Origin of the sequence: Streptomyces sp. NPDC087215 (assembly GCF_044744885.1) — a bacterium.
Lineage (GTDB): Bacteria > Actinomycetota > Actinomycetes > Streptomycetales > Streptomycetaceae > Streptomyces.
In genome coordinates this window covers 210,361-235,554 of the sequence record NZ_JBIUZD010000007.1, presented here as the reverse complement: position 1 = coordinate 235,554, position 25,194 = coordinate 210,361, and the positions used below count along the sequence as shown (strand labels likewise).

The 25,194-nt window shown below is 73.7% G+C and carries 19 protein-coding genes and 1 pseudogene; 1 reads left to right on the top strand and 19 read right to left on the bottom strand.

Annotated elements, in window-relative coordinates; translation table 11 throughout:
* Positions 1 to 21: 21 nt before the first annotated feature.
* From ACIO92_RS20520 to ACIO92_RS20470, 11 genes are all read right to left on the bottom strand, one after another.
* Positions 22 to 1,113, bottom strand: coding sequence for a 3-deoxy-7-phosphoheptulonate synthase (locus ACIO92_RS20520; protein WP_366441231.1), 1,092 nt, complete (start codon positions 1,111 to 1,113; stop codon positions 22 to 24).
* Between the two features lie 571 nt (positions 1,114 to 1,684).
* Entirely contained in the window at positions 1,685 to 2,707 is a 1,023-nt protein-coding gene (locus tag ACIO92_RS20515) for a ketoacyl-ACP synthase III family protein (protein ID WP_366441230.1), read from the bottom strand.
* Between the two features lie 86 nt (positions 2,708 to 2,793).
* Positions 2,794 to 4,746 carry an anthranilate synthase family protein gene (locus ACIO92_RS20510; RefSeq protein ID WP_401239092.1) on the bottom strand — a complete coding sequence of 651 codons (1,953 nt, stop codon included), beginning with the start codon at positions 4,744 to 4,746 and terminating at the stop codon, positions 2,794 to 2,796.
* Positions 4,743 to 5,405 (bottom strand): isochorismatase family protein, encoded by a 663-nt coding sequence (locus ACIO92_RS20505; RefSeq protein ID WP_351781287.1) that lies wholly within the window; start codon positions 5,403 to 5,405, stop codon positions 4,743 to 4,745. Before ACIO92_RS20505 ends, ACIO92_RS20510 begins: the two co-directional genes overlap by 4 nt.
* A 101-nt stretch (positions 5,406 to 5,506) precedes the next feature.
* Complete coding sequence (locus ACIO92_RS20500; RefSeq protein ID WP_402282578.1) at positions 5,507 to 6,277, bottom strand: 2,3-dihydro-2,3-dihydroxybenzoate dehydrogenase; 771 nt, start codon at positions 6,275 to 6,277, stop codon at positions 5,507 to 5,509.
* Positions 6,274 to 7,818, bottom strand: a complete 1,545-nt coding sequence (locus tag ACIO92_RS20495; protein WP_366441227.1) for an amidohydrolase family protein — start codon at positions 7,816 to 7,818, stop codon at positions 6,274 to 6,276. The genes ACIO92_RS20500 and ACIO92_RS20495 overlap by 4 nt, the downstream gene beginning before the upstream one ends.
* Positions 7,818 to 8,108: a phosphopantetheine-binding protein gene (locus tag ACIO92_RS20490; RefSeq protein ID WP_366441226.1), complete on the bottom strand. Its 291-nt coding sequence runs from the start codon at positions 8,106 to 8,108 to the stop codon at positions 7,818 to 7,820. The genes ACIO92_RS20495 and ACIO92_RS20490 overlap by 1 nt, the downstream gene beginning before the upstream one ends.
* Positions 8,109 to 8,114: 6 nt before the next feature.
* A complete protein-coding gene (locus ACIO92_RS20485; RefSeq protein ID WP_402282699.1) occupies positions 8,115 to 10,061 on the bottom strand; it encodes an AMP-binding protein in 1,947 nt (648 codons plus the stop codon).
* Positions 10,061 to 11,131 (bottom strand): ketoacyl-ACP synthase III family protein, encoded by a 1,071-nt coding sequence (locus ACIO92_RS20480; protein ID WP_366441224.1) that lies wholly within the window; start codon positions 11,129 to 11,131, stop codon positions 10,061 to 10,063. The genes ACIO92_RS20485 and ACIO92_RS20480 overlap by 1 nt, the downstream gene beginning before the upstream one ends.
* The gene (locus ACIO92_RS20475) at positions 11,128 to 12,474 is read right to left on the bottom strand and encodes a salicylate synthase (protein ID WP_366441223.1); all 1,347 of its coding nucleotides are present in this window, start codon (positions 12,472 to 12,474) and stop codon (positions 11,128 to 11,130) included. Before ACIO92_RS20475 ends, ACIO92_RS20480 begins: the two co-directional genes overlap by 4 nt.
* Before the next feature lie 666 nt (positions 12,475 to 13,140).
* Complete coding sequence (locus ACIO92_RS20470; RefSeq protein WP_366441422.1) at positions 13,141 to 13,725, bottom strand: TetR family transcriptional regulator; 585 nt, start codon at positions 13,723 to 13,725, stop codon at positions 13,141 to 13,143.
* A 104-nt stretch (positions 13,726 to 13,829) separates the two neighbouring features.
* On the opposite strand from ACIO92_RS20470, the gene ACIO92_RS20465 reads away from it, so the two are divergent.
* Positions 13,830 to 14,765: an oxidoreductase gene (locus ACIO92_RS20465; RefSeq protein WP_366441222.1), complete on the top strand. Its 936-nt coding sequence runs from the start codon at positions 13,830 to 13,832 to the stop codon at positions 14,763 to 14,765.
* A 53-nt stretch (positions 14,766 to 14,818) separates the two neighbouring features.
* Here ACIO92_RS20465 and ACIO92_RS20460 read toward each other — a convergent pair.
* From ACIO92_RS20460 to lanKC, 8 genes and pseudogenes are all read right to left on the bottom strand, one after another.
* A pseudogene (locus tag ACIO92_RS20460) lies at positions 14,819 to 15,227 on the bottom strand (IS5/IS1182 family transposase); the annotation flags it as partial.
* A gap of 182 nt (positions 15,228 to 15,409) precedes the next feature.
* The gene (locus ACIO92_RS20455) at positions 15,410 to 18,106 is read right to left on the bottom strand and encodes an FAD/NAD(P)-binding protein (RefSeq protein WP_402596755.1); all 2,697 of its coding nucleotides are present in this window, start codon (positions 18,104 to 18,106) and stop codon (positions 15,410 to 15,412) included.
* A gap of 554 nt (positions 18,107 to 18,660) precedes the next feature.
* Entirely contained in the window at positions 18,661 to 19,455 is a 795-nt protein-coding gene (locus ACIO92_RS20450) for an ABC transporter permease (protein WP_402058044.1), read from the bottom strand.
* Positions 19,452 to 20,447: an ATP-binding cassette domain-containing protein gene (locus ACIO92_RS20445; protein ID WP_366441220.1), complete on the bottom strand. Its 996-nt coding sequence runs from the start codon at positions 20,445 to 20,447 to the stop codon at positions 19,452 to 19,454. Before ACIO92_RS20445 ends, ACIO92_RS20450 begins: the two co-directional genes overlap by 4 nt.
* Positions 20,448 to 20,464: 17 nt before the next feature.
* Positions 20,465 to 20,710, bottom strand: coding sequence for an acyl carrier protein (locus tag ACIO92_RS20440; protein WP_366441219.1), 246 nt, complete (start codon positions 20,708 to 20,710; stop codon positions 20,465 to 20,467).
* Positions 20,707 to 21,762 carry a beta-ketoacyl-ACP synthase 3 gene (locus tag ACIO92_RS20435; RefSeq protein WP_366441218.1) on the bottom strand — a complete coding sequence of 352 codons (1,056 nt, stop codon included), beginning with the start codon at positions 21,760 to 21,762 and terminating at the stop codon, positions 20,707 to 20,709. The genes ACIO92_RS20440 and ACIO92_RS20435 overlap by 4 nt, the downstream gene beginning before the upstream one ends.
* 124 nt (positions 21,763 to 21,886) lie before the next feature.
* Positions 21,887 to 22,594 carry a GAP family protein gene (locus ACIO92_RS20430; RefSeq protein ID WP_402282584.1) on the bottom strand — a complete coding sequence of 236 codons (708 nt, stop codon included), beginning with the start codon at positions 22,592 to 22,594 and terminating at the stop codon, positions 21,887 to 21,889.
* Positions 22,594 to 25,191: a class III lanthionine synthetase LanKC gene (gene lanKC / locus ACIO92_RS20425; RefSeq protein WP_366441216.1), complete on the bottom strand. Its 2,598-nt coding sequence runs from the start codon at positions 25,189 to 25,191 to the stop codon at positions 22,594 to 22,596. Before lanKC ends, ACIO92_RS20430 begins: the two co-directional genes overlap by 1 nt.
* Between the last annotated feature and the right edge of the window lie 3 nt (positions 25,192 to 25,194).

Genomic DNA, 25,194 nt, shown 5'->3' with positions numbered 1-25,194 from the left:
GGACGGCGGCGGGGCCGGGGCCTACGGGCGGGCGCGGCGGGCGTCCACGGCGGCGGCCAGCACCTCGATCATGCGGGCGGTCTCCTGCCAGTCCACGCAGGCGTCGGTGACGCTCTGTCCGTAGGTGAGCAGGTCCGTGCGGCCGATCTTGAGGTCCTGCCGGCCGGCGGTCAGGAAGCTCTCGATCATGACTCCGGCGACGCCCTCCTCACCGGCGGCGATCCGCCGGGCGATGTCGTCGATGACGAGCGACTGCCGCTCGTGGTCCTTGTTGCTGTTGCCGTGGCTGGCGTCGACGACCAGCTGGCGCGGGAGTCCTGCGGCGGCGAGCTGCGCGAGGGCCTCGGCGACCGGACCCGCCTCGTAGTTGGGGCCGCTGCTGCCGCCGCGCAGGACCACGTGCCCGTCGGGGTTGCCCTCGGTGCTGACCACGGCGGCCCGGCCGTCGTCCCCGATGCCGGGGTACACGTGCGGGTGCGAGGCCGAGACGATGGCGTCGACCGCGTCCTCGACTCCGCCGCCGGTGGCGTTCTTGAAGCCGATCGGCATCCCGAGGCCGCTGGTGACCTGCCGGTGCACCTGGCTCTGCACGGTACGGGCGCCGATCGCGCCCCAGGAGACCGCGTCGGCGAGGTAGTGCGGGACCATCGGGTCGAGGAACTCGCAGGCGACGGGCAGCCCGCTCCCGGCGATCTGGGCCATCAGGCCGCGGGCCAGCCGCAGTCCGCTGGGCAGGTCCTGGGAGCCGTCCAGCCGCGGGTCGCTGAGCAGGCCCTTCCAGCCGGTCCGGGTGCGGGGCTTCTCGACGTAGACCCGCATGACCACCAGGAGCCGGTCGCGGTGCTCGGCGGCGAGCGCGGAGAGCCGCTCGGCGTAGGTGAGGGCCGCGTCCGGGTCGTGCACGGAGCAGGGACCGGCGATGACCACCAGGCGGTCGTCGAGTCCGTCGAGCACCCGGGAGATCTCGCGGCGGCCCCTCTGGGCGGTCTTGCGGGCGAGCGGCGGGAGCGGGATCTCCTCGCGGAGTTCGGCGGGCGTGGGCAGCCGGGCGGCGGCCCGTGCGCCGGAGAAGGTGGCGAGGGGGGAGCTGACGGGGATGCTGATGAGGCTCATCTGGGTGTCCCTTCATGGACGGGTGACGGGTGGGTGGAGTGGTGCCGGAGTGCGGGTGCGAGGGAGGCGGCGGTCGGACACTCGGGTGGTGGTTTCCGGGTTTCGGGTTTCGGTGGTGCCGGTCGGCTTTCGTGGCGGGGAGCGGGTCGCCCGGTGCCGTCGGGCGTGGGGGTGCGCGGCGGACCCGAGGCCTTCGGCGGTACGGGCACGGCCTCGGGTGTCCTCGGCGGTGCGGGAGCGCGGCCGGGCCGGACGGTCCCGCCGGTGGGAGGGAGCGGAGGGCCGCGCCGGTGCGGGTGCGCGGAGGCCGACGCGGAGGGCCGGAGCCGTCGCTGGAGCGCGGGAATCGCGGGGGCTTCGCGGGTGCGCGAGCCGTCGAGCGGGTGCGCGCGAGCGCCGTGCGGGTGCTGGTGGGCCGTCGTGCGGGTGGCTGATGTGCCGCTGGGTGCTGGTGGGCGGGGTCGGTGCTGGTGGGCGGACTCGGCTCTCGTGAGCCGTCGTGCGGGGCGCGGGCCGTCGTGGACACGGGTCCGCCGGGGCTCGTACGCCTTCCGCTCGGGAGGTCCGGTGGTCAGACGCCGTCGGCGGTGAGGACCGCGGCGGAGAAGGTGAAGCCCATGCCCGTACCGATCACCAGGATGCGGTCTCCGGGGTTCAGCAGGTCGTTCCTGAGCAGGTGGTCGATCCCGAACAGCTGGTCGCAGGGGCCGAGGTGACCGATCGTCAGGCCCAGTTCGTGCAGGGAGGCGCGGGGGGCGATGTCCAGGTGCCGGACGAAGCTCTCCCGGTGCAGGGTGCGTCCCACGAAGGGGGTCACCAGCCAGTCGATGCCGTCCGGGGCCACCTCAGCCTCTTCGAGGGCGCGGCCGACCACGCTGCGGGTGCGCTCGACCGACCTGGTCTGCACCTCGCGCAGGGAGATCTCCCCGGTGGCGAGGAACTCGCGGGTCCTGCGCCGCATGTCGGGGCGCTCGCCGGGGGCGGTGCGGAAGGGCTCGGCGCCCCGGGACAGCCCCTCCAGGACGGTGTCGGTCTCGCTCACCAGGGAGCGCAGCCGCAGCCGCCCGGTGTCGCGGGTGACCACGGCGGCGGCGGCGCCGTCGCCGAAGACCATGCCGGGCGAGGTGTACCAGCGGTCGCTGGGCGGGGCGAAGCGGTCCGCCAGGGTGATCAGGGCGGAGGGCACGTCGGGGCGGGCCATCAGGGTGGAGGCGGCCACGTCGACGGAGGCGAGCGAGCCGTTGGACCAGGCGGCGACCGTCATCGGCATACTGTTGAGGGTGGGGCCGAGGAGCTCCCGGGCGATCCAGCAGGCCGCGGGCCACATGTCGATGCCCTGGAAGTGGCCGTGGCTGTGCAGGACCAGGGAGTCGGTGTCGACCCGCGCGCCCTTCTCCGCGGCCTCCTTGACGGCCTGCCTGCCGACGGTGACGGCCATCTCCGGCGGTGCGGCGGCCGAGCGGGAGTAGCTGATCATGCCGGTGCTCGCGGCGGCATCGGCCGAGTAGGAGCCTTCGGCCACCGCCTCGGTCACCGGCACGAGTTCACCGAGGGTGCCTCCGGTGCCGGCGATCCATATGTTGTCGAAGCGCATCGGACAGGTCCTTTCCAGGGTGGGCGCGGTGGGAGGGGCGGGGTGGCCGGTGGTGCGGGTCCGGACTTCCGTTACCGGTTATTAAGCTATGCAGGTATCGGGGTCGCGGCAACGGGCTCCCGATAAAGCTCCGTTACCTCTCCGAGCAGCTCGGACACGAGGTGGGCGAGGAGTTCGCCGCCGCGCAGGGTCAGCACCGAGGCCGGGTGGAACTGCACCGAGGCGAAGCCGGGGCCGCGCAGCGCGTGCACCTCACCGGTCTCCTCGCGGAACACCCGGACGTGCCCCGGCCTGCCCCGGCTGTCGATCAGGTCCCGCTCGGAGCGGGCGGCGAAGGTGTTGTAGAAGCCGACCGGTTCCCTGCGGCCGAAGCAGTCGATGTGCCGCTGGAGGCCCTGGGTGGGCAGGGGGTGCCGGAGGATCGGGAGCCCGAGGAGCGTGCTCAGGACCTGGTGGCCGAGGCAGACGGAGAGGAACGGGATCCCCTCGCGCAGCAGTTCGGCGGTCACCTGCCGCATCCGGGCGATCTTGGGGTCGTGCACGTCCCGGGGGTCCCCCGGCCCGGGGCCGACGATCACCAGGTCGTGCGCCTCCGGGCGGAACTCCTCGTCGAACCGTCTCACCACGATCCGCAGCCCCTGCGCCTCCAGCAGATGGCGGGCCATCGCCGTGAACGTGTCCTCGGCGTCGATCACCAGGACCCGCCGTCCGGCCAGGCCCGGCACCGCGCGGTCCCGGTCCTCGGGCGGCCGGAACCAGAAGTCGGCCAGCGGCTCGTTGCGGGCCGCCAGCGCCCTCAGCACCTCCGGGCGGGCCGCGAGGGACGCCACGGGAGCGGGGCCCGCCGGAGAGCCCGCCGGAGAGCGCAGCGCCTCGATCAGGCCGGCCGCCTTGGCGCGGGTCTCGGCGGCCTCGCCCGCCGGGTCGGAGTCCCGCACGAGGGTGGCGCCGACCGGGATGCGGACCCGCCCGGCCGGGTCGATCTCGGCCGTACGGATGAGGATGGCCGAGTCCATCCGGCGGGCGCCGGACCCGTCCCGGCCGATCAGCGCGGCGACACCGGCGTAGTAGCCCCGGCCCTCCGGTTCATGACGGCTGATCACCTCGCACGCGCTCTCCAGCGGGCCGCCGGTGACGGTGGGCGCGAACAGGGTCTCCCGGAGGATGTCCCGTACGTCCAGGGAGCTCCGGCCCTCGATGTGGTACTCGGTGTGGGCGAGCCGGGCCATCTGCTTGAGGGCGGGGCCGGTGACCCGGCCGCCCAGGTCGCAGACCCGGCCCATCATCTTGAGCTCCTCGTCGAGCACCATGTACAGCTCGTTGGCCTCCTTGGGGTCGGCGAGGAAGGCGAGCACCCCGGCCAGGTCGGGGCCGTCGGCCGGATAGCGGTACGTGCCGCTGATCGGGTTCATCACGACCTGACCGGCGTCCAGGCTGATGTGCCGCTCCGGGGAGGCCCCGACGAAGGTGCGGTCACCGGTGTGGACGACGAAGGTCCAGTAGCCGCCGGGGTCACGGCCCGCGAGACGGCGGAAGAAGGACAGGGCTGTGGCCGCGGACCAGTCGTCGATCCGCGCGGTGAAGGAGCGCTTGATGACGAAGTTGGCCCCGGCGCCCCGGCCTATCTCCTCGGTGAGCACCCGGCGCACCCGGGCCGCGTACTCCTCGTCGTCGGCGTCGAAGCATCCCTCGTCCATGTGGATCGGCAGGTCGGGCAGGGCGGCCAGCACCTCGTCGAGCGGCAGCACGGCCTGGTCCTCGACGGCCATGGTGAGCAGCGGCGCCCCGTCGTCGGGGCAGGCGTAACCGCGTTCGCGGATCTGCCGGTAGGGCAGGAGGGCGAGGACCTCGTGCCGGGCGCCGCCGCCGTCGTACGGCGGCAGCGGGATGTCGGCGATCAGCTCGCGCGCGGCGGTGGCGCCGACGACCAGGTCGATCCGGTCGGGCCCGGTGGCCCCGGGCCGGTGCAGCAGGGCGAACGGCGGCGGATCGGCGCCGAGCACCCGGCCCAGCAGCGGGTGGGGGCTCGTCCCGTTCATCGCGCGCCTCCGTCCAGTGCCGCGAGGACCGCACGGGTGGAGACGGTGACGGAGCAGCGGGTGGAGACGTACTCCAGGGTCTCGCGGTGCCGTTCGGCGGAGAAGTCGGCGACCGCGTCCCCGACCACGAAGGTCTGGATGTCGTGGGAGAAGCCCTCGTGGGCGGTCATCAGGATGCCGACGTGGGCGTACACCCCGCAGATCACCAGCTGGTCGCGGCCGGTGCGGCGCAGCAGGCCGAGCAGGTCGGTGCGGCAGAAGGCGCTGGGCCGCCACTTGGTGAACACCTCGTCGCCGGGGGCCGGGGCGATCCGCTCGGGGATGGCCCGGTGGTCCGGGTCGGCGCTCATCCCGGCGCCCCAGAAGTCCTTGAGCAGGCCCCGCTGTTCGTCCGTCATGCCGCCGGGCTGGGCGGTGTAGACGACCGGCGCGCCCACCTCGGCGAAGGCGGAGCGCAGCGCCTCGGTGTGGTCCATCAGATCGGTCAGCGGCTGACGGCCGGTGTCCGGGCCGCCGTGACCGAAGGGGCTCAGGAAGTAGTTCTGGAGGTCGTGGACGAGCAGGACCGCCCGGTCGGGGTCGACGGTCCAGGGCGCCGTGTTGCGCGGCAGCTCGTCCTCGGCCGGCATGGGATAGGAATCGATCAGCGGGATCGCCATCGCGGGCTCCAGTGGGCAGGAGAGGGGAAGGGACAGGAGTGGGGGGCGGGTGCCTGTGTGCGTATGCGGGGAGGGTGGGGGTGGTGGACAAGGGGCGCTGTTCAGACGCCGAGCGCGGCGCCCCCGTCCACCGTCAGACCGTGCAGGGTGATGTGCGCGGCCCGGTCGGAGAGCAGGAAGAGGACCGCGTGCGCGATGTCCTCGGGCTGGGCCAGCCGGCCGAGCGGGATGCCCAGCCGGTACGTGCCGGGCGAGCCCTCCACGGACGGCCGGGCCGCGTCGCCGTCCCCGTACATCGAGGTGAGCATCGGCGTCTCGGTGGAGCCGGGCGCGACCACGTTGCAGCGGATGCCGAACCTGGCCAGTTCGAGCCCCAGCGTCTTGGTGAAGCTGGTGGCGGCGGCCTTGGAGGCCGCGTAGGCCGCCATGTTCCAGCGCGGGATGCCCGCCGCGTTCGAGGCGACCGTGACGATCGCCCCGGACCGGCGCGGCACCATCCGGTTGGCGACCGCCCGGCTGACGTGGAAGACCCCGGTGGCGTTGACCGCGAAGGTGAAGTCCCAGTCCTCGTCGCTGAAGCCCGCGACCTCGCCGGTGCGCAGGACCCCGGCGGCGTTCACCAGGTGGTCGAGCGGCCCCAGTTCGCGTTCCGTGCGGTCGACCGCGGCGTCCACCTCCCCGCTGGAGCGCACGTCCACGCCCAGGGCGAGGACCACCGCGCCCGCCGTCCGCAGCTCCTTCACCAGCGGTTCCAGGGCGATCGGGTCGGCGTCGAGCAGCGCGACCCGGGCGCCCTCGGCGGCCAGGGCCCGTGCGACCGCCGCCCCGATCCCGCCCGCCGCGCCGGTGACCAGGGCCGTCTTCACGCTCATCGCCGTTCCTTCCGGTCGGTGGAGAGGGATGCCGTACGGGCTCGGGCCAGCCTGCGGTCCGCGAGCGTCTCGGTGCGCAGCCGCAGCCGCGCGGCCACCGCGTCGGCGTCCACACCGAGGCAGCGGACGGTGAAGGAGCCGAGGGCCTCCAGGTACTCGGCCTCCAGGGCCTCTTCGTCCAGCCGGGTGGACCGGCCCTCGTCGATCAGGACCCGGCCCGCGACGACCACGGTGTCCACGTCCATGGAGCCGCCCAGGGAGAGGAAGCCCTCCAGCGGGCGCGGGTTGAGGAGGTAGCGCCAGTCGTCGGCCCTGACAAGGAGCAGATCGCCCTGCTTGCCCGGCTCCAGGCTGCCGATCCGGTCGCCCTGGTCGAGCCCCCGGGCCGGGATGCGGGTGGCCATCGCCAGCGCGTCGGTGGGCAGCACCTCGGTCGGGTCGGCGTACATCTCGTTGTAGACCTGCCACACCGAGCGCATCGCCTCGGCCATCCCGCCGATCGGCATGGCGGCGCCGTCGGTGGAGAGCGACACGTCGAGTCCGGCGCGCCGGAACTCCGGGAAGAGCCGGGTCTCCGTCAGCGACGCCTCCCCGGCCGGTCCGTACTTGGCCGGCGAGTGGCTGATGTGCGCGCCCGCGCCGATCAGCAGGGCCCGTTCGCCCGCGTCGGCGAAGGCGCAGTGCACGGCCATGAACCGATCGGACAGCAGACCGAGGTCGGCGAACCGGCGGACCGGGGTCGATCCGTGGTAGGCGAGCATCACCTCGGCCTCGTTGCGCAGCGCACCGACGTGCGCGGCGAACGGGACGTCGAAGCGGGCCACCAACTCGGCGAATCCGTAGCCGAGTTCGTCGGTCATGTTGGTTCCGTACACGGCGGTCGGCCAGGCCCGGACCAGACCCTGGGGGTCGGCCGCGCAGTCGATCAGCAGCTTCTCGATCCGCTGGAGTTCGTCGTCCGCGTCGCGGGTGCGGCGGAAGCGGGTGTCCCCGGGGGCGCACACGGCGTCCGAGGCCCAGGTGCTCACGGTGAGGCGCATCCCGAGGTCGCGGGCGGCGCGGGCGAGGGCCTCCGGTTTGTTGAGGGAGCCGACGTCGCCGAGCGCGGTGACGCCCGAGCGCAGTTGGGTCCACATCGAGTAGCGGGCGATGGCGAGGGCCTCGTCGGGGGTGAGCCGGTCGACCTGGCCGTGGAAGGAGTCGAAGATCACGGAGATCTGCGGGACGTCGCCGCCGAGCGCCATGAACACCGGCTTGTCGTCGCGGTCCGAGGCCTCGCGCAGCGCGCCCTTGAAGGGGAAGCGCATCGCGAACATCTCGTGCCAGTGCGGGTTGACGAAGCCGGGCAGGATCATCCGGCCGCGGGCGTCGATCGTCCGCAGGGACTCGTGCTGTCCCGGTGCGATTCCGGCCTCGACCTCGCCGGTCGGGCCGATGGCCGTCACCACGCCGTCCTGGATGAGGACGGCGCCGTCGGGGACGACCCGGTCGGTGGCGTCGGCGGGGTAGAGGCAGCCGCCCTTGACCAGCAGGGCGTCCATCAGGCCACCTCCTCGGTGCGGGCGTTCCAGGCGGCGGTGAGGTGGTGGTGCCAGTCGTCGAGGGTGGGGGCGGCGGCGAGTTCGGCGAACTCGGCGGGCAGGCCCTGCCGACGCCAGCGGGTGACCAGGCGCATCATCTCCAGGGAACCCAGGCCCAGGTGGACGAGATGGGCGTCACCGGTGAGGGCGCGGGGGTCGGCGCCGAGCACGGTGGCGACCTCCTGGCGGAGTTCGGCAGTGGAGAGCGGCGCGGTGCGCGGTGCGGTACGGGCGGCACGTGTGGCGGCCATGGTGGTTCACCTCTTCGGTGAGGACGGGACGGAGACGGGAGGGAGAGGGGTGGACGGGACGGAGGGGGAAGGGAAGGGGGTGGACGGGACGGAGGCGGAGGCGGAGGCGGAGGCGGAGGCGGAGGCGGAAGGGACGGGGACGGAAGGGACGGGGACGGAAGGGACGGGGACGGGATCGGGTGCGGCACCGGACAGCGCGGCCTGCGGCGACCCGGCGGACGGTTCGGCCGACGGACCGGCGGCGGCCCCGGTGGGCTGTCCGGCGGGGGCCCCGGTGGGCTGTCCGGCGGGCGGCTCGGCGGACTTCCAGCCGCGCGGCAGCGCGGGGTCCGCCGCCGCCGCCGCGAGCACCTTCTTGTCGATCTTCCCGAGCGGGGTCAGCGGCAGGTCCGGTACGAACTCGGCGCGGTCCGGCAGTTTGTAGTCGGCGAGGCCACGGGCGTGCAGCGCGGCCTTGAGTTCCGGCAGGGAGGGCCGTTCCGCGCCCGCTCCGGTCTCCTCGCGGTCCGCGCGGGCGACCAGGAAGGCGTAGATCCGCTCGCCGAGGAACTCGTCCGGCACCGGTACCACCGCCGCCGCCGCGATGCCCGGGACGGTGAGCAGATGGGCCTCCACCTCACCGGCCGCGATCTTGTCGCCGCCCCGGATGACGACGTCCTTGAGCCGCCCCCGGACCACGAGCCTGCCGTCCTCGGTGAGACTGGCCAGGTCGCCGGTGCGGTAGAAGCCGTCCTCGGTGAAGGCCCTGGCGTTGTGCTCGGGGGCCCGGTAGTAGCCGCGCAGGGTGTACGGCCCCCGGGTGAGCAGTTCTCCGGTGACCCCGGGCGGGACCTCCGCGCCGCGCTCGTCGACGATCTTCAGCTCGTCGGCGGGCGAGACCGGCCACCCCTGGGTGTGCAGGACGCTGTCCGGTTCGTCGTCGGGGCGGGACATCGTGAGGAGCCCCTCGGCCATGCCGAACACCTGCTGGAGGCGGCAGCCCAGTTCGGGGCCGACGCGGGCCGCGAGTTCCGGTTCGAGCCGTGCCCCGCCGATCTGGAGCACCTTGAGGCTGGACAGGTCGGCGTCGGACCACTCCCGTTCGTCGAGCCAGAGCCGTGCCACGGTGGGCACCACCGAGGTCAGGGTGACGCGTTCCCGCTCGATCAGCCGGAAGCAGTCGTCGGCGGTGGGGTCCGGGGCGAGGACGACGGTCCCTCCGGCGGAGAGCGTGCCGACCACTCCGGGGCAGCCCCAGGTGAAGTTGAACTCCACCGGCAGCGCGGCCAGATAGACGTCATCGGTGGTCAGTCCGGCGAGCGCGGCGACCGTACGGGTCTGGTAGGCGTAGTCGTCGTGGGTGCGCGGGATGAGTTTGGGCAGTGCGGTCGTGCCGCCGGAGAGCAGGAAGAAGGCCACGTCGGAGGGGTCGTTGGCGGGCAGTTCCAGCGGTTCCGCGTCGACGGCCTCCAGCGGGACCACGGCGGGCGAGCCGGTCTCGCCCTGGGCGAATATCCTGCGCAGGGCGGGCAGTCCGGCGGCCGTCTCCAGGGCCAGGGCGGTGTGGTCGAAGCCCCGGAAGACACCGGGGACGACATAGCCGGAGGCGCCCGACAGCGCGCACAGGTGCCGGATCTCGTTCGCCCGGTGCGAGGTCAGCGAGAACACCGGCTTCGCTCCGGCCCGGAAGAGGGCGAACGCCACCTCCACGAACTCGGGGACGTTGGGCAGCTGGAGGACGAGCCGGTCCCCCGGCAGCACTCCCTGCCGGACGAACCCGGCGGCCCTGCGGTCCACCCGGTCGGCGAACTCGGCGTAGGAGACGCGCTCCTCGCCCGCCACGAGCGCGGTGGCGTCGCCGTACCGCCCGGCCCAGACGCGCGGCAGCGAGCCCAGGTCGGTGCCGTCCCACAGTCCCTCCCGGCGGTAGCGCTCGGCCGTCGCGGCCGGCCAGGGGGTGCATCCTTCGAGCATCACAGGTCTTCCTCCGGTCGTGCGGTGGCGGGCAGATAGGGCTCGGTGATCTCCACGACGGCGCAGGCGACCTCCATGCCGGGGCCCGCCGCGAGCAGCAGCACGCGGTCCCCGGGTCCGACCTCGCCCCGGGTCCAGAGCCGTTCGAGCCCGATGAACGGGTCGGCGGCTCCGATGTGCCCGATGCTCCGGGTGAACTCCCAGGTCCCGTCGGCCGCGTCGACGTCCAGCGGGTCGAGGTAGATGGTGTGGAGGGCGCCTTCGGAGTAGCCGGTGTGGCAGATCCGGGCCACCTTCTCCAGGCCGGTGTCCGCCTCCGCCAGGACCCGGTCGACGGCGTCGGCGACCACGTCGCCCAGGTGCACCTTCGGCGGCGCCGCGCCCTGGGCCCACCGGCTTCGCCAGTAGTCGCTGCGCTCCTCGAAGTTGAGCGACCGGCCGACGGTGATGCCGGGCGGGAAGAGTTCCTCCCCGCCCCGGTGGAGCTCCTCCATCACGGGGGCGGAGACCGATCCGACCGACAGCAGCCGGGCGAAGCCGCCCCGCCGGGAGACCACGGCGGCGGCACCGCCGTCGGCGAGGAGGAACAGCCGGGAGGAGTTCCAGCGGTCCACCAGGGAGGGGGAGAAGTTGTCCGCCGCGGTGAGCAGGACGGCGTCCTTGCCGTCGTCGGCGGCGAGCCGGTGGGCGGCCATCTCCAGGGCCGTCAGCATCCCCAGGCAGCCCGGTCCCACCTGGGCCGCCCCGATGGGCCGGTCCAGGGTGCGGTGCAGGACGTAGTGGGGCGCGGACCAGCCGTCGGGTCCCTGGTGGTAGGTGGCGCAGTGCAGCAGCGCCCCGAAGTCGTCGGCGGTGAGCCCGGTGCGGGCGGCCCGTCTCAGCGCGGTGCGGGCGGCCCGTACCGCCATGTCGGGGGCGGGGAGGTCCTCGGCCACCCGGACCGCCAGCATCCCGGAGGCCTTCCGGTCCGCCTCCCCGTACCGGCCGTCGGCGACGGCGTCGGCGGTGGTGACCTCGTCGGGCAGCCAGCTGCCGAGCCCGGCGAGGTGCACCTCGCCGGTGACCCTCATCGGGTGCCGCCCGCGCCCGCGGGCACGAGGAACCGGGCGACGCTGTCGAGCTTCTCGCAGGTCTCCTCGAACTCGCGCTCGGGAGTGGAGTGTCCGACGATGCCGGCACCGGCCCGCAGCCAGGTGCGGCCGTCCTTGCGGTAGGCGCTGCGCAGGACCAGGGCCGCGTCCATGGAGCCGACGTGGTCGACGGTGAGGACCGCGCCGCTGTAGAGGCCGCGGGACTCGGGCTCGTGGCGGAGTATGGAGTCGTACGCCGCCGACTTCGGCACTCCGGAGGCGGTGACGGCGGGGAAGACCGCGCCGAAGGCGTCCCACGCCTCGCGGCCAGGGGCGAGCCGTCCGGCCACCCGGGAGGCGAGGTGCTGCACGCTGCCGCGCTCGCGGATCGCCATGAACTCGGGGACCTCGACCGATCCCTCGACGCAGACGTCGACCAGTTCGTCCGCTCCGACCTTGACGGAGATCGCGTGCTCGTAGACCTCCTTGGGGGAGCCGAACAGGTCGGCGCGCAGGCCCTCGTCGGTGAGCAGGTCGCCGGTGAGGGCGCGGGTGCCGGCCAGCGGCTGGCTGACGACCCGGCCGTCCTCGGAGACCTGGACGACGATCTCCGGGCTGAAGCCGATGGCCTCGGTGCCGCCCAGGTTGAGCATGAAGGAGCGGGCCGGGTTGTTGCCCCGGCGCCCGGCGACGTAGGTGCCGGTCAGATCGACCTCGTCGTCGACCTCGACGACCCGGGACAGGATGACCTTGTGCAGTTCGCCCGCGTTGATCTCCGCGACGGCCTGACGTACCGCCTCGCGGTACTGGTTGCCGCCGGTGGCGTGCACGTCCAGCGGGCGGGGCTGCCCTGCGGCGGTCGGCGCGGTGCTGGCGACGGTGGTGAGGAGGGCGTCGAGGGTGGCCTGGTCGGCGGCGCGCAGCAGGGCGTGCCCGGCCTCGAAGCGGACCTCGGCGCGCGGCACGATGAGGTGCATGAGGCGGCCGTCGCCGATCCGGTCGAGGTCACCGCTCTTGGCGTAGGACAGTTCGAAGGTCGCCCAGCCGTAGGCCCGCCAGTACGGCACGGCGACGGTGCCGAGGAGGTCGGAGACCAGGCGCAGGGGCTGCCCGTCCCAGGGGCGGAAGGCGTCCGTGCCGTCCTCCTGGGTCAGCCGGGCACCGGTGCGGTCGAGCGTCAGTTCGGCGCGCACGCCGCCCGCGTAGGACCAGCTGCCGCCGTTCTCGTAGACGACGTAGGACTCGTGCAGCCCGGAGTCCGCGAGACGGGCCGCGACCAGCAGCGGGTCCTCGGTGAGCTGGAGCTGGGTCTCGAAGTAGTGGCGCGGGGCGATGGGGCTCATCTGGGGTTTCCTCCTCCGTAGCGGTTACCTTCAAAAACGATACGTAGGTAACTGCCGTTGCCCCAGGGGCCCTTGATTAGCACTCCTGATCGGAGTGCGAACAAGCCGAAGGGCCGGGCGGGGAGGGACTTCGAGGGGGGGAACGGAGGGGGGAACGGAGGGGGGAACGGAGGGGGGAACGGAGGGGGGTGCCACCGGGGGCGGAGTGAGGGGTTGGCGGGCACGCCGACTCCGGGGAGGGCGGTGGCCTACGCCACTGGAGGGCGGCTACGGCGCCGAGGGGGGCGCGGGCGCGGGGCGATCCCGAGGCGTCGGACTTCCCGGTCACCGGGCCCCGCGACCGGGAAGTCCGGCGCCGGGGCCCCGGCCTCAGGGGGATCGCGGTGCCGGAGGTCTCGCCCCGGAGGGGCCGGACCGCCCGGCGACGCCGGGGCTTCCCGGGGCCCGGGAGGGCTCGATGCCCGGCGCCCGCGAGGGCCCACCGGTCAGGAGGGAGGACGTCGAGCGGACGGACCCGTCACGGCGGCGGACGTACCGGCACACGGGGGCTCCGAGGGCGCCGCCCCGGAGCGTCGGGGTTCCGGCATCACCGACGCGGGTGCCGCCGGAGGCCGGACGGGGCCGGACTCCTGACACCCGGCGGCATGGCGCCGGGTGCGAGACAGCTCACCCGACGGAGTCCAGCGCCGGGGCGATCGTGGCGAAGGCCCTGCGGGTCAGTTCGGCGGGGTCCTCCGTACCGTCGCTGCCGCTCCACCGACGCAGGACGGCGTCGAAGGCGGTGAGCGCCGTCCCGGCGGCCAGCCGGGGGTACAGGTCGGTGTCGGGGTCGAGCCCCAGGCGCTGCGCCAACTCCGCCGCCAGGTCGTCGCGCCACTGGTCCTGGCGCTCCAGGAAGCGTGCGCGCAGAGCCGGGGTGCGCAGAATCAGCCGCACCACGCGCAGCGCCCTGTCGGAATGGTCGGCGCAGGCGGCCATGGAGACCCAGACGGCGTGCCGCAGGGCCACGGAAGGCCGCTCCCCGCCGGGGCGGGACGCCAGCGCCGCGCGCATACCGGTGCCCATGTCGACCAGGAACTGGACGACCACGTCCTCCTTGGAGGCGAAGTACCGGAAGAACGTCCGCTTGGACACACCGGCGGTGGCCGCGATCTCGTCGATGGTGACCGCGTCGAACCCCTTCAGCGCCAGTAGTTGCAGCGCCGCTTCGCTCAGCTCGTCGGAGACGAGCTGGCGTTTGCGCTGGGCCATGGTGACTTCGGGACGGGGGCTCACCGGGCGATCCTATCGCGATGCCATCCATGGCACTCGGTAACTTCTTGACACCGAGTGCCATGAGCGGCAACGTGTGCCGCATGACGAAGAAGCGACGCTGGACCGCCGATCACCTCCCGGACCAGACCGACCGGGTGTGTGTCGTCACCGGAGCCAACAGCGGCCTCGGCCTGGCGACCGCCCGGGCACTCGCCCGCAGGGGCGGGCACGTGATCATGGCGGTACGCGACGAGGCGAAGGGCCACCTGGCCGCCGCAGGGATCACCGCCGAACAGCCCGGCGCCGCCCTTGAGGTGCGGCGCCTCGACCTGGCCGATCTCGATTCCGTCCGGGCTTTCGCCGATCGGCTGCGCGCGGATCATCCGCGGCTGGACGTGCTCGTCAACAACGCCGGTGTGATGGCGCCGCCCCGCTCACTGAGCGCCCAGGGCCACGAACTGCAGTTCGCCTGCAACCACCTGGGCCACTTCGCGCTCACCGGTCTGCTGCTCGACCCGCTGACCCACGGCGACGACCCCCGCGTGGTCACGGTGAGTTCGACCAACCACCGGCAGGGACACCTCCACTTCGACGACCTGTCCGGCGAGCGCACGTACGCGCCCATGAAGTTCTACAACCGGTCGAAGTTCGCCAATGCCGTCTTCGGACAGGAACTCCACCGGAGGCTGACCGCGGCCGACAGCCCGGTGCGCAGCCTGCTCGCCCACCCCGGCTACGCCTCCACCAACCTCCAGACGAGCGCGCCGGTCGGCATGGTGAAGGTGCTGTTCGGCCGCGTCCTCGTCCCGCTCGCCCAGTCCCCGGAACAGGGCGCGCTGCCCCAGCTGTACGCGGCCACCGCCCCGGACGTGAAGGGCGGCGAGTTCATCGGGCCGGACGGCTTCGGCGAGCTGCGAGGCGGCCCGACGCGCGTGCGGTCGTCCACCGCGGCAGCCGACTCCCGGACCGGCCGCCGTCTGTGGGAACTGTCGGAACGACTCACCGACGTGCGGTTCGCCCTTCCGGCCCCTCGCTGACGAAGGAGTCGTGCGGACGGGGGTGGGGTCATGGCGGGCGAGGGAGGGAATCGGCTTGCCCGGACGGGCGCCTTCTCACCCCTGTGCGCGATCCGGCCCCGCAGGCCGCGCTCGTCGAGCGGGGCGCGAGTCCTGCCGGAGTCGTAGCCGGTGCGCAGGCGGACGGTGATGTCGCCGGGCAGCGACCCAAGGCCGTCCAGACGGTCCGGGGCCGACGCCAGCGGCAGGAAGCCGTGTCGGTCGGCCCGGCCGGGACGCGGCCCAGCGCACATGACCGTCCGTCATGTGCGCGCTTTCCAGGCCCTGTTCGCCTCGGTCGGCCGGGGAACGCACGGCCGCCTCCCGCCGCCGGGCGCCTCGGCGATCGGGCCGTTCGACGGCGATCCGGTCAAGGACGAGGCCGCCGGTCCGGTCGCGGGACTCCAGCGCGACCTGCATGAGCCGTGCGAAGACGCCGAGACGGGCCCGGAGCCACCGGGCCACCGGGCCACCGGGCCACCGGGCCACCGGGCCACCGGGCCACCGGGCCACCGGGCCACCGGGCCACCGGGCAGCCTGCGGCGGCCGAGGCACCGGCGACAGCGACAGCCGTACGGGAGGGGCGGCCGTACGGGAAGGGCGGACGTACGGGAAGGGTGGCCGCGTCAGGGATTCCCCCGCTCCCCGCGCGGCAGCGCGTTCGCGCGGGTGCGGTCGTGCGGGGAGGGCCTCCGGCTCAGGCGCTCCTCCAGACGGGTCCTGGCCTCCTCGGGGCGGCCCGCCGCGACCAGCGCGTACAACAGGGCCTCCTCGGCCACCTCCCGCTGGGCCGCACTGCCACCGGCCCGGCCCAGCGAGGGAAGGACCCGGCCGAGACCGGTCGCCGCCTCGCCCCACCGCTCCTCGGCGAAGTGCTCCAGGGCCTCGCACAGCGGGGCCACCACCTCCCGCGGCACCCGGCCCGCGCGCAGCGCGTGGGCCCGCAGCCGCCGCAGCCCCGGCGGATCGACGGCTGCGGCGAGGGCGAACGCGGCGTGCATCGCGGTGAAGGCGGTGTCCGGGCGCTCCAGCAGGTTCCGGTCGATCACGTCCAGGACCTCGTGGACCTCCGTACCGCCGTACCGGCCACCGGTGAGCCTGACCCGCCACAGCAGCGTGCAGGAGTCCACCAGGGCCCGGGGCCCCCGCACCTCGGCGGGCGACAGCTCCGCCTCCCACCGGCGCCGGGCCGAGGCCCCGTCGCCGAGGGCCAGTTCGTGCAGGGCCGCGTGCCAGGCGAGGTGGGCGCGATGGGCGTCGGCGGGCCCCTGACGGTCGGCCAGCCACCGGTCGAGCCGCTCCAGGCCCGCCCGGTGACGGCCGCGCTCGTAGTCGACGTGGGCGAGCGCGTGGACGGCGTGCCCCGACGCGGGCTCCGCCGCCAGGGCCTTCCCGGCCAGCGCCTCCGCCTCCTCGTACCTGCCCTCCTCCTGCCGTACGAGGGCCAGTACCGAGGCCGGGAACCAGTGCCCCGGACGGGCCGCGTACGCCTGCTCCGCCAGTCGGCGGGCGGTCGTGCCGTCGAGACCGGACAGGCCGGAGGAGGTGACGCCGGGCACGGCGGTGGCGAGCGCCGTCAGGTCCCCGGGGTGGGCGTCCAGATGGCGCACCAGGGCCTGGTCGGCGCCGGTGCCCCGGACATGGTGCGCGACCGCCTCGACCCAGGACCGCTCGTGCGCGCTCCCCCGTTCCGCCACCGCCCGCCGGGCGTCGGCGAGGGCGCGGGCGACGTCCACACCGGCCCCGGCCCCGGCCTCGTGGCCGGTCAGGGCGAGCGCGGCATGGGCGAGGGCGAATCCGGGGTCGAGCACCGCGGCCCGGCGGAACGCGTGCACCGCCCCGGCCCGGGGCGTCAGCAGCCGCTCCGTCCCCGAGCGGTAGACCGCGGCGGCGGCGTCATGGGTGCTGAGCGGGAACCCCGAGGTGTCGCGGGGCGGTCGGCGTACGGGCGCCGCCGCCGGGGCGGGTCCGGCGAGGTGGCCGAGGACCGCGTCGGCGACGGCCGCCGCCTGTCCGCGGATCTCCGGGACGGCGGTGGTCTCCCACAGCTCGCCGCGGCGCGGCGCGCCGAGCGTCCACACCGGCCGCCCGGCCCGTCCGTCCGCGCCCCGCAACCGCCCCCGGTCGGTGCCCACGCCCATGCCGAGCGGGCCGGGCACGGCCCCGCCGTCGTCGAGCAGCCCGCGCCACAGCGGATCGGCGGTGTCCTTGACCGGCGCGTACGCACCCGTGCAGTTGACGACCCAGCCGACCGTCAGCTCCCGGGTCTCCCGGCCCTCGGGCGGGGCGAGGACGACGGTCAGCGACCCGTCCGGGCCGGGGCGGGCGTCGAGGACCCTTCCGGCGCGGGGCCGCAGCCGCCGGGTCCGGCGCATCCGCGACACGGCCTCCGCCGTCGCCGGGGGCATCCGGTGCCGGTGCACGTTCCACAGCGCGCTGTCCTGCTCCACGAACGCGGCCCGGTCCTCCTCCGACAGGGCTCCCCACAGGCGCGCGGTGAGCGGACGCAGCCCGTCCACCGCGGGGCGCCAGTCCCCCTGGGCGGCGAGGACCCGGCCGACGTGCCGCCGGATCGCGGCCCTCAGTCCCACCAGCGGGAGTCCGTCCAGATGGTCCTCGCAGGCCGTGGCGGGCAGCGGGGTCAGGGCGTGCGACTGCGGCAGCCGTCCGCCGCGCGAGACGGCGTGCACGGTACGGCCGGGGCGGTCCAGGGAGAGGGCGATGTCCACCGAGGTCAGTCCGGTGCCGACCAGGAGCACGTCCCGCGTGCCGCCCTCGGCGAGGACCGCGTCCAGCGCCCCGGGCGCCCAGGGGTCGGTGACGAACCGGCCGCTGCGGCGCAGTCCGGCCGGTGCCCAGTGCGGGGCGGCGACCGGGCCGGGCCCGGTGGCCAGCACCACGCAGTCCGCGTCCACCGCACCGCCGTCGGCCAGTTCGATCCGCGCGGTACGGCCCTGCCACCGGCAGCCGGTGGCCCGGGTCCTGAGCCTGCGGACGGCGACGGTGCCGTGCGCGGCGATGACGGCCCGGCCGAGCGTGTCGGCGAGGTACGCCCCGTACCGCTGACGTTCGACGAAGTCCGAGGCCGAGACCTCGGGCGAACCGTGACGGCACAGCCACCGGACGAAGTGCCCGGGGTCGTCGGGGTAGCAGCTCATGTTCCCTGCGGGCACGTTCAGCCGGTGCCGGGGGTCCCCCGTCGCGTACGCCGCCCCCCGCCCGGCCTCGGGCCCCGGGTCGATCAGCAGCAGCTCCAGCGCGCTCCCCCGCCGCGCCGCGGCCTCACAGAGCTGCACCGCGACCATGGCCCCGGCCGCCCCCACCCCCACCACCGCGACTGCCCGACGCCCCGCCGAAGACCGCTGCACCACGACACCGCACCCCCTGTCGACCCCGGCCGCCCACCACCCGGACCGGCCGCCCCCATCCTTTCGGAGTACGGCCGCTTTTCCAGGCGTTCCCCGCAGTTCGACCGCCGAGCAGGGGTTCTTTCAGGTGGTCTCGTCGCGCCGGACGCCCGGTGGTCCGCGGTCGGTGTCGGTCTCCCCCGTCCGGCACCGCTTCACCAGAGGCGGCCCGGCAGGCCGCTGTCCGGCACGCACGGGCGGGCGGCTCGGCGCCGATACGACTGAGCAGCCGCCGGGCCTCCTTGACGTACGGCGGGTTCGGGTCGACGGCCTTGTTCGTGACCACGGCCGGGGAGCCTCCGGAGTTCCACTTGTGGTTGCCCCACAGCGGGGCAGGCGGCACCTGGGACGCCGGGCCCGCTGATCCTCTCGACGTGCTGGACCCCCTTCCCGCCGGTGGGCGGGTGGGTCGGCCGCGCGTCCGGCACCGGGGCGTCCCGGGGGCTTCCGGCGGACGGCGGGGAAGCTCCTCAGCGCTGTGCGGCCGCCTTCCGGTACGCGCGTCGGGCCAGCGGAACGACCACGGCCAGCAGGAGCACCAGGACCAGCAGGGCCGTGGGAAGGGGGTGCTCGGCGGGGAACGCCCCGCTGGTCGGGCCGCGGTCGTTCCCGAACAGGTCCCGGCTGGCCGAGACGATCGCGCTGACCGGGTTCCACTCGGCGAGGACCCGCACCCAGCCCGGCAGCCCGTCCAACGGCACGAACGCGTTGGACAGGAACACGAGGGGCATCATGACGACACCGGACACCGCGCTGACCGTCTCCACGTTGCGCAGCACGAGTCCCAGCAGTGCGCCGAGCCAGGACATCGCGAAGCCGAGCAGGAGCAGCAGTCCGAATCCGGCCAGTGTCCGGAGCGGGCCGTTGTGGGCGCGCCAGCCGATGGCGTATCCGACAAGGGTCATCACCGTACAGCTCCAGGCGACCAGCAGCCCGTCCGCGACGGTCCGTCCCACCAGGACGGAGGAGCCGGAGATGGGGAGGACACGGAACCGGTCCACCAGACCGTTGTCGAGGTCGCTGACGATGCCGACGCCGGTCGTGGTGATGTTGGTGAGCATCACCTGCGCGAAGATGCCGACCATGATGTATTCCTGGTAGCCGCCCTGGCCGGGTGCCCGCATCGCGCTGCCGAAGAGACAGCCGAGGACGAGGACGGACGCCACCGGCATCACGGTGACGCCGAGGAGGTGTTCCGGCATCCGGCGGATGTGCCGGACCCTGCGTCCGACGAGGGCGAACGATTCGCTGACTGCCCCGATCATGCCGGCTGCCTTCCTCCGGGAACGGTGACCGCCGCCACCCGCTCCCCCTCGGGTTCGTCCTGCCGTCCGGTCAGGGCGAGGAACACGTCGTCGAGCGTGGACCTGCGTACGGCGAAGTCCCGCGGTTCGATCCCGAGCGCTTCGAGACCGCTCGCGGCCGCGGCGATCGTCCTCACACCGCCGGTCAGCGGTACGGACACGGTCCGGTTCACGGGGTCCGTCACGGGCTTCCCGGGGACGAGGCCGGCCAGCGTGCGGGCCACGGGCGCGAGGTCGGCGAGGGAGGTCACCGAGACTTCGAGGCGCTCACCGCCGACCTCCCGCTTGAGCTGGTCCGGGCTTCCCTCGGCGATGACGGTGCCCCGGTCGATGACCGCGACGCGGTCGGCCAGTTGATCGGCCTCCTCCAGGTACTGGGTGGTCAGCAGGACGGTCACCCCCTCGGCCACCTGGTCCCGGACCATCTGCCAGAGCGTCCGCCGTCCGCTGAGGTCGAGACCGGTCGTCGGCTCGTCGAGAAAGAGCACCGACGGCCGCCCGACCAGACTCGCGGCGAGGTCGAGACGGCGGCGCATCCCGCCCGAGTACGTCCGCGCCGGCCGGTCGGCGGCCTCCACCAGCCCGAACCGCTCCAGCAGTTCGTCGGCTCTGGCCTTCGCCCCGCGCCGCCCGAGGTGCAGCAGCACCCCGATCAGCCGGAGGTTCTCGCGTCCGGTGAGCCGTTCGTCGACGGACGCGTACTGACCGGCCAGGCCGATGCTGCGGCGCACTTCGCGGGCCTGGGTGGCCAGGTCGTGACCCGCCACGGTGGCGCGTCCGCCGTCCGGCTCCAGCAGGGTGCTGAGGATCCGCACGGTGGTGGTCTTGCCCGCGCCGTTGGGGCCGAGCACGGCGAACACGGTGCCCGTGGGCACGGCGAGGTCGACCCGGCTCAGCGCCTGGTGGTCGCCGTAGCGCTTGCGGAGACCCTCCGCGGAAATGGCCGTCTCCATGGCGGCGCCTCCGATTCTCAGTTGCCGGAACCCTGCCGCGCGAGGATCAGGGTGGCGACACCGGCGATGTCCCCGGCGTCGAGGAGGTCCCCCTCGGGTATGTCGACACCACAGTGCTGTTCGAGGATCACCGAGAACTCGAGCATCACGAGGGAGTCCAGTTCGAGCTCCGTGAACGGGGTCTGGGCGGTGACGTCCCCCTTGACGTCGAGCCGGTCGGTGAAGAGGGTGACAAGCTGTTCCGTGAGTGCGTCGGCGGTCATGCTGTGGTGCCCTTCTCGTCGGAGTGCGCGGCGGGTTCGGCATGGAGGACCTCGGACACCTGGAGAGAGGGCCAGGTCAGGGCGGCGGAGCCCCAGCTGAGGCCGCCGCCGAAGGACGTCATGAGGACGCGGTGCCCCGGGGCGAGGCGGCCGTGGACCGTCGCGTCGGTGAGGGCGAGGGGGATGGAGGCGGCGGAGGTGTTGCCCACCCGGTCGAGATGGATGAGCACCCGGTCCCGGTCCACCCCGAGGACGTCGGCGACGGTGTGGAGGATCCGGATGTTGGCCTGGTGCCCCGCGACCCGGTCGACCTCGGCGGCGGACCAGCCGATCTTCTCCAGCAACTGGGCCGAGGACTCCCCCATGCGGTGCACCGCGTGGGTGAAGGTCTCCTTGCCTCGCATGGTCAGGTGGTCGTCCGCCTCGCTGGTGCCCTCCGGGGCGGACCGTTGCCGGGAACCTCCGCCGGGGACCAGTGCCAGGTCCTTGAGCGCACCGTCGCCGCCGAGGTCGAAGCCGACGAGCGCACCGGGTTCGGAGGGGTCACCGGCCCGCAGGACGGCCGCGCCCGCTCCGTCGCCGAAGATGATCGCGGTGCTGCGGTCCTTGAGGTCGAGCCGGGTGGACCAGATGTCGGCACCGACGACCAGGACACGCTCGGCGATGCCCGCCGCGATGGCACCGGCGGCCGAGGCGAGGCCGTAGACGAAACCGGCACAGGCGACCGACACGTCGAAGGCGGCGACGGGCCCGAGGCCGAGGCGCGCGGCGACGTACGGGGCCGTGGCCGGCATCGGGTGGTCGGGGGTGCTGGTGGCGAGGACGAGCATGTCGGCGCCGCCGCCTCCGGCGGAGTCCAGGGCCCTCCGGGCCGCGGCCACCGCGAGATCGCCCGTGGCGGTGCCGGGGTCGGCCCAGTGCCGCCGGTTGATTCCCGTCCGGGAGCGGATCCAGTGGTCGTCGAGGCCGAGCTGCCGCTCCAGCTCGGCGTTGTCCACCGCGCGCGGGGGCACGGCGGCACCGAGGCCGACCAGGACGGCGGAGCGGCTCATGACGGCCCCCGGCTGATGGTGTGTCGCGGCTTGCGCAAGGTCGCTCTTCCTTCCCTGGTACCGGGGTGGTCGTTGCGTACGGAAGCACCCGGTCACGTGTTCGGAGAATGGGGGCGGGACGGGTCTACCCGGTGAGGAGGTCCATGGCCTTCTCGTAGGCGCTGGTGCCCGACAGGAGCAGAAAGCCCACCAGCGCGAACAGCCAGGCGGTGTTCTCCCGGGCGTTGACCCTGAGCCAGTGATCGATCCTGCGCAGGGTGGGCTGCACCGCCCTGCGGGAGACGGCCCGGCCGATCGCCATCAGCACCGCAGGGGCGATCATGACCAGGCAGTACAGCGCGAGCATCGCGGCCTGGACGGCCCAGGGGAGACCGGACCCTCCGAGAGCGTCGATCGCCGCCAGGTACGGGAACATCGTGACGACTTCCAGCGCGATGGCCGTCAGCGCCACGACGATCAGGCCGCGGGACGTGGCCGAGGAGCCGACCGCCGCCTCCCTCCAGGCCGTGAGGCGCCCCTGTCCCTCCTTCTCCCGGCGCAACAGGCCGTACCAGGCGCCGATGAGGATCAGCACCACCCCGCAAGCCGCCGTCGCCATGTCCCCGGCGGGTGAGTCGAGCGCTGACCGCAGGGGCTCGCGTACGGCGGAGAGCGCGCTCAGCATCGCCAGACCCAGCAGCAGATAGCCGGCGGCGACGCTCAGCAGGTAGCCGAAGACGTTCGCCATCCGCAGCCCACGGGGAGTGAGCAGGAACCAGACCGGGATGGCCAGGGTGGACACGCTCAGGGTGTCCATCAGGGCCAGCGGAACGATACGGCCGAGTACATCCACTAGAAGACCCCGGGAAGCCAGTTGTCCCGGCGGCCGGAGGCGAACGCGATGCCGGTGAGGACGCCCGCGCTGCCCGTCCGCAGGTCGCTCGACAGCTTGAAGTTGCGCGATCCGGGGAAGTGCAGCTCGCCTTCGCGCGGCCGGATCTCGTGCACGCCCAGCTGCTGGGTGTGCCGGTGGACGAGCGCGCGGGCGCGCTCTTCGGCGACCCCGTCCCGGGCGAGCGTGGCCAGGGCCGCGACGAAACCGGCACGGCCGCGGAACAGGCCGCTCTGCACCATGAGTTCGGGCCCGGTCGCCCGGACCAGGTCCTCGATCGAGGCCCGTGCGGAGACCCATCCCCCGTGGCGGGTGAGCTCGGAGAGGACGAGAGCGGCACCGCAGGAGCCGACCTCCAGATACCCGAGGCTACGGCGCCCGGCCTCGTTGAACTGCAGGGAGCCGTCCGCGCACCGCACGTATCCGGAGAGCTCGAACTCCAGTAGGTCCCGCGCGAGGTCGACGGCGGCGGTGTCCCCGGCGCGCAGGCCGTGGCGGTGGACGGCGAGGGCGATGCCGGCGACACCGTGCATCAGGCCGTAGTGCGACACGTCGGGCTCGTCGGTGCCGGCAAGGCGGTCGAGGTAGGTCTTCGCACGCTCGGTGAGTTCGGCGCCGAGCTCTTCCGCGAGGCCTTCGGGCACCAGCGGATCGACGCCCGACGCCATCTCGGAGGCGGCCAGGTGGATTCCGGCGAGGCCGCTGAAGACGCTCAGTCCGATGCCGTCACGGTCCTTCGCCAGGGCGGAGTCCACCAGGGAGCGGGCGTGGTCGTGCTGTCCGGCCTTCCACAGGGCGTAACCGGCGCCCAGTTCGCTGTCGTACAGGCCGCATTCGAGTCGGGTCGCCGACGCCCTGCCCCGAGCGGCGGTCCAGTCGGCCACCTCGTCGATGAGGTCGGGCACGTCGAGGCCGCGGGTTCCGAGGAGCGACCACAGCACTCCGGCGGCACCGGTGGCGAGGGAGACCGGGGAGAGGGAGAACCCCGTGAAGTCGCTGCGGAAGAGGCGGTCGGTGCGGTCGTGGCTACTGGTGGCCCGGAGGCCGGTCACGATCTGCGACGCCCAGGTCTCGAAGCCGAGCGCGTCGTCGAGATGGCTGGAGGCGACCGTCAGCGGGCCGTCGGTGACGGTGTCCGGGCGGCGTGCGGCACGCAGCAGCCGGTCGGCCCACGCCCGCGGCAGGCCGTACCAGGTCCGGCAGGTCTCCAGCAGCTGGCGCAGCTTGGTGCCGTCCATGCGGATCAGGTGGGTGAGGGGCATGTAGCAGGAGAGTTCCAGCATCGCCAGGGCGTATTCGTCCGCGGCTCGCCCGGTCCTGGCCGGGTCGGTGAAGCCGGGGGCGCCGGGGAAGGGCCGGGGGGCGTCCTCCGGCAGGCACGTCTCCAGGTCGATGAGCTTGACGTCGAGGCCGGGCGTGACCATCACGTTGCCGGAGTGCAGGTCCCCGAAGACATGGCCGCGGTCCCAGATCGCCTCCATCGCGCGGCGGACCTTCGTCAGGATCTCCTCGACGTCGCGGTGGTAGGCGCCGATGTCCTCGGGCGTCGGCGGCTCGAAGGGCTCGGGACGGACGAGGAAGGGGACCCGGGCGGCGCACCATTCCTGGAGGGTGGTCCCGTCGACGTACTCCATCGCGGTGAAGAGGTGCGACTGCCAGCTGAACTGGTCGTACGCCTCGGGGATCCCGGGCAGTCCGGCGAGGGTCCGCATCGCCTGGTACTCCTTGGCGGCCCGGACGACCGAGTCGCCTCCCACCAGGTCGTAGCCGGCGAACGGCCGGGCCTCCTTGAGCACCAGCTGCCGACCGGTGCCGAGGTCGGTGGCGAGGTAGACACCACCGCCGTTGGAGAAGTGCAGCGTCTTGTCGATGCGGTACGGCGGGACCGGGCCGTCGGCGACGGGCGGCGCGGGTCTGAACGCGTCCGGGATCCGTACGAACGAGGGGGCCTTGAACGGCACGGACCTGCGGTCGGGGACGCGGCGCCCGTCGGGGTCCTCCAGGGCGAGGACCGGCTTGCCCGCGTCGCTGCGGCAGTACTGGCGGGTGTAGGCGCCGTACCGGACGTGGACGACGCTCCGGTCGACCTGGAGGTCGGACAGGATGCGGGGGCCCTCCGCGTCGGCGAGCAGGCCGACCAGTTCACCGGCGAGGAGGAGGGACCGCTCCTCGTCGGCCGGGTAGAGGACGAAGCCCTTGCCGGAGACCTGTCGGGGCGCGTACTTGGCGTTGATCAGCCACGCGTACTCGTACCGGGCCAGGAACTTGAAGGGGACGCCACGTGCCGTGCAGAAGGCCGAGACCTTCTCCCGCAGTGCCTCGAAGGAGTCGGGCGTGACCGCGATGTGGATCTTCCAGCCCTGGCCGGTGACGGGTTCGCCGCCGGGTCGGCAGACGGTCCAGATGCCGTGCTGGGAGTACTGCCAGCCCTCGGTGTGGACGACCGGCACCAGCCCTCGCCGCGTCGAGCGGAACCTGGCGTCGGCGGGGTCGGCCTTCCAGCGGGCGATGTCGTCGTAGGAGTCGGGATCGGCGAAGGTGTAGAAGAAGTGCTCCATGCC

Excerpts from the sequence above, each read along its gene's own strand:
- ACIO92_RS20485 (WP_402282699.1), bottom strand. The coding sequence starts at position 10,061 with ATGCTCGAAGGATGCACCCCCTGGCCGGCCGCGACGGCCGAGCGCTAC.
- ACIO92_RS20495 (WP_366441227.1), bottom strand. The coding sequence starts at position 7,818 with ATGGACGCCCTGCTGGTCAAGGGCGGCTGCCTCTACCCCGCCGACGCC.
- ACIO92_RS20445 (WP_366441220.1), bottom strand. The coding sequence starts at position 20,447 with ATGGAGACGGCCATTTCCGCGGAGGGTCTCCGCAAGCGCTACGGCGAC.
- ACIO92_RS20505 (WP_351781287.1), bottom strand. The coding sequence starts at position 5,405 with ATGGCGATCCCGCTGATCGATTCCTATCCCATGCCGGCCGAGGACGAG.
- ACIO92_RS20435 (WP_366441218.1), bottom strand. The coding sequence starts at position 21,762 with ATGAGCCGCTCCGCCGTCCTGGTCGGCCTCGGTGCCGCCGTGCCCCCG.
- ACIO92_RS20490 (WP_366441226.1), bottom strand. The coding sequence starts at position 8,108 with ATGGCCGCCACACGTGCCGCCCGTACCGCACCGCGCACCGCGCCGCTC.
- ACIO92_RS20510 (WP_401239092.1), bottom strand. The coding sequence starts at position 4,746 with ATGAACGGGACGAGCCCCCACCCGCTGCTGGGCCGGGTGCTCGGCGCC.
- lanKC (WP_366441216.1), bottom strand. The coding sequence starts at position 25,191 with ATGGAGCACTTCTTCTACACCTTCGCCGATCCCGACTCCTACGACGAC.
- ACIO92_RS20520 (WP_366441231.1), bottom strand. The coding sequence starts at position 1,113 with ATGAGCCTCATCAGCATCCCCGTCAGCTCCCCCCTCGCCACCTTCTCC.
- ACIO92_RS20500 (WP_402282578.1), bottom strand. The coding sequence starts at position 6,277 with ATGAGCGTGAAGACGGCCCTGGTCACCGGCGCGGCGGGCGGGATCGGG.
- ACIO92_RS20450 (WP_402058044.1), bottom strand. The coding sequence starts at position 19,455 with ATGATCGGGGCAGTCAGCGAATCGTTCGCCCTCGTCGGACGCAGGGTC.
- ACIO92_RS20470 (WP_366441422.1), bottom strand. The coding sequence starts at position 13,725 with ATGGCCCAGCGCAAACGCCAGCTCGTCTCCGACGAGCTGAGCGAAGCG.
- ACIO92_RS20465 (WP_366441222.1), top strand. The coding sequence starts at position 13,830 with ATGACGAAGAAGCGACGCTGGACCGCCGATCACCTCCCGGACCAGACC.
- ACIO92_RS20515 (WP_366441230.1), bottom strand. The coding sequence starts at position 2,707 with ATGCGCTTCGACAACATATGGATCGCCGGCACCGGAGGCACCCTCGGT.
- ACIO92_RS20440 (WP_366441219.1), bottom strand. The coding sequence starts at position 20,710 with ATGACCGCCGACGCACTCACGGAACAGCTTGTCACCCTCTTCACCGAC.
- ACIO92_RS20480 (WP_366441224.1), bottom strand. The coding sequence starts at position 11,131 with ATGAGGGTCACCGGCGAGGTGCACCTCGCCGGGCTCGGCAGCTGGCTG.
- ACIO92_RS20475 (WP_366441223.1), bottom strand. The coding sequence starts at position 12,474 with ATGAGCCCCATCGCCCCGCGCCACTACTTCGAGACCCAGCTCCAGCTC.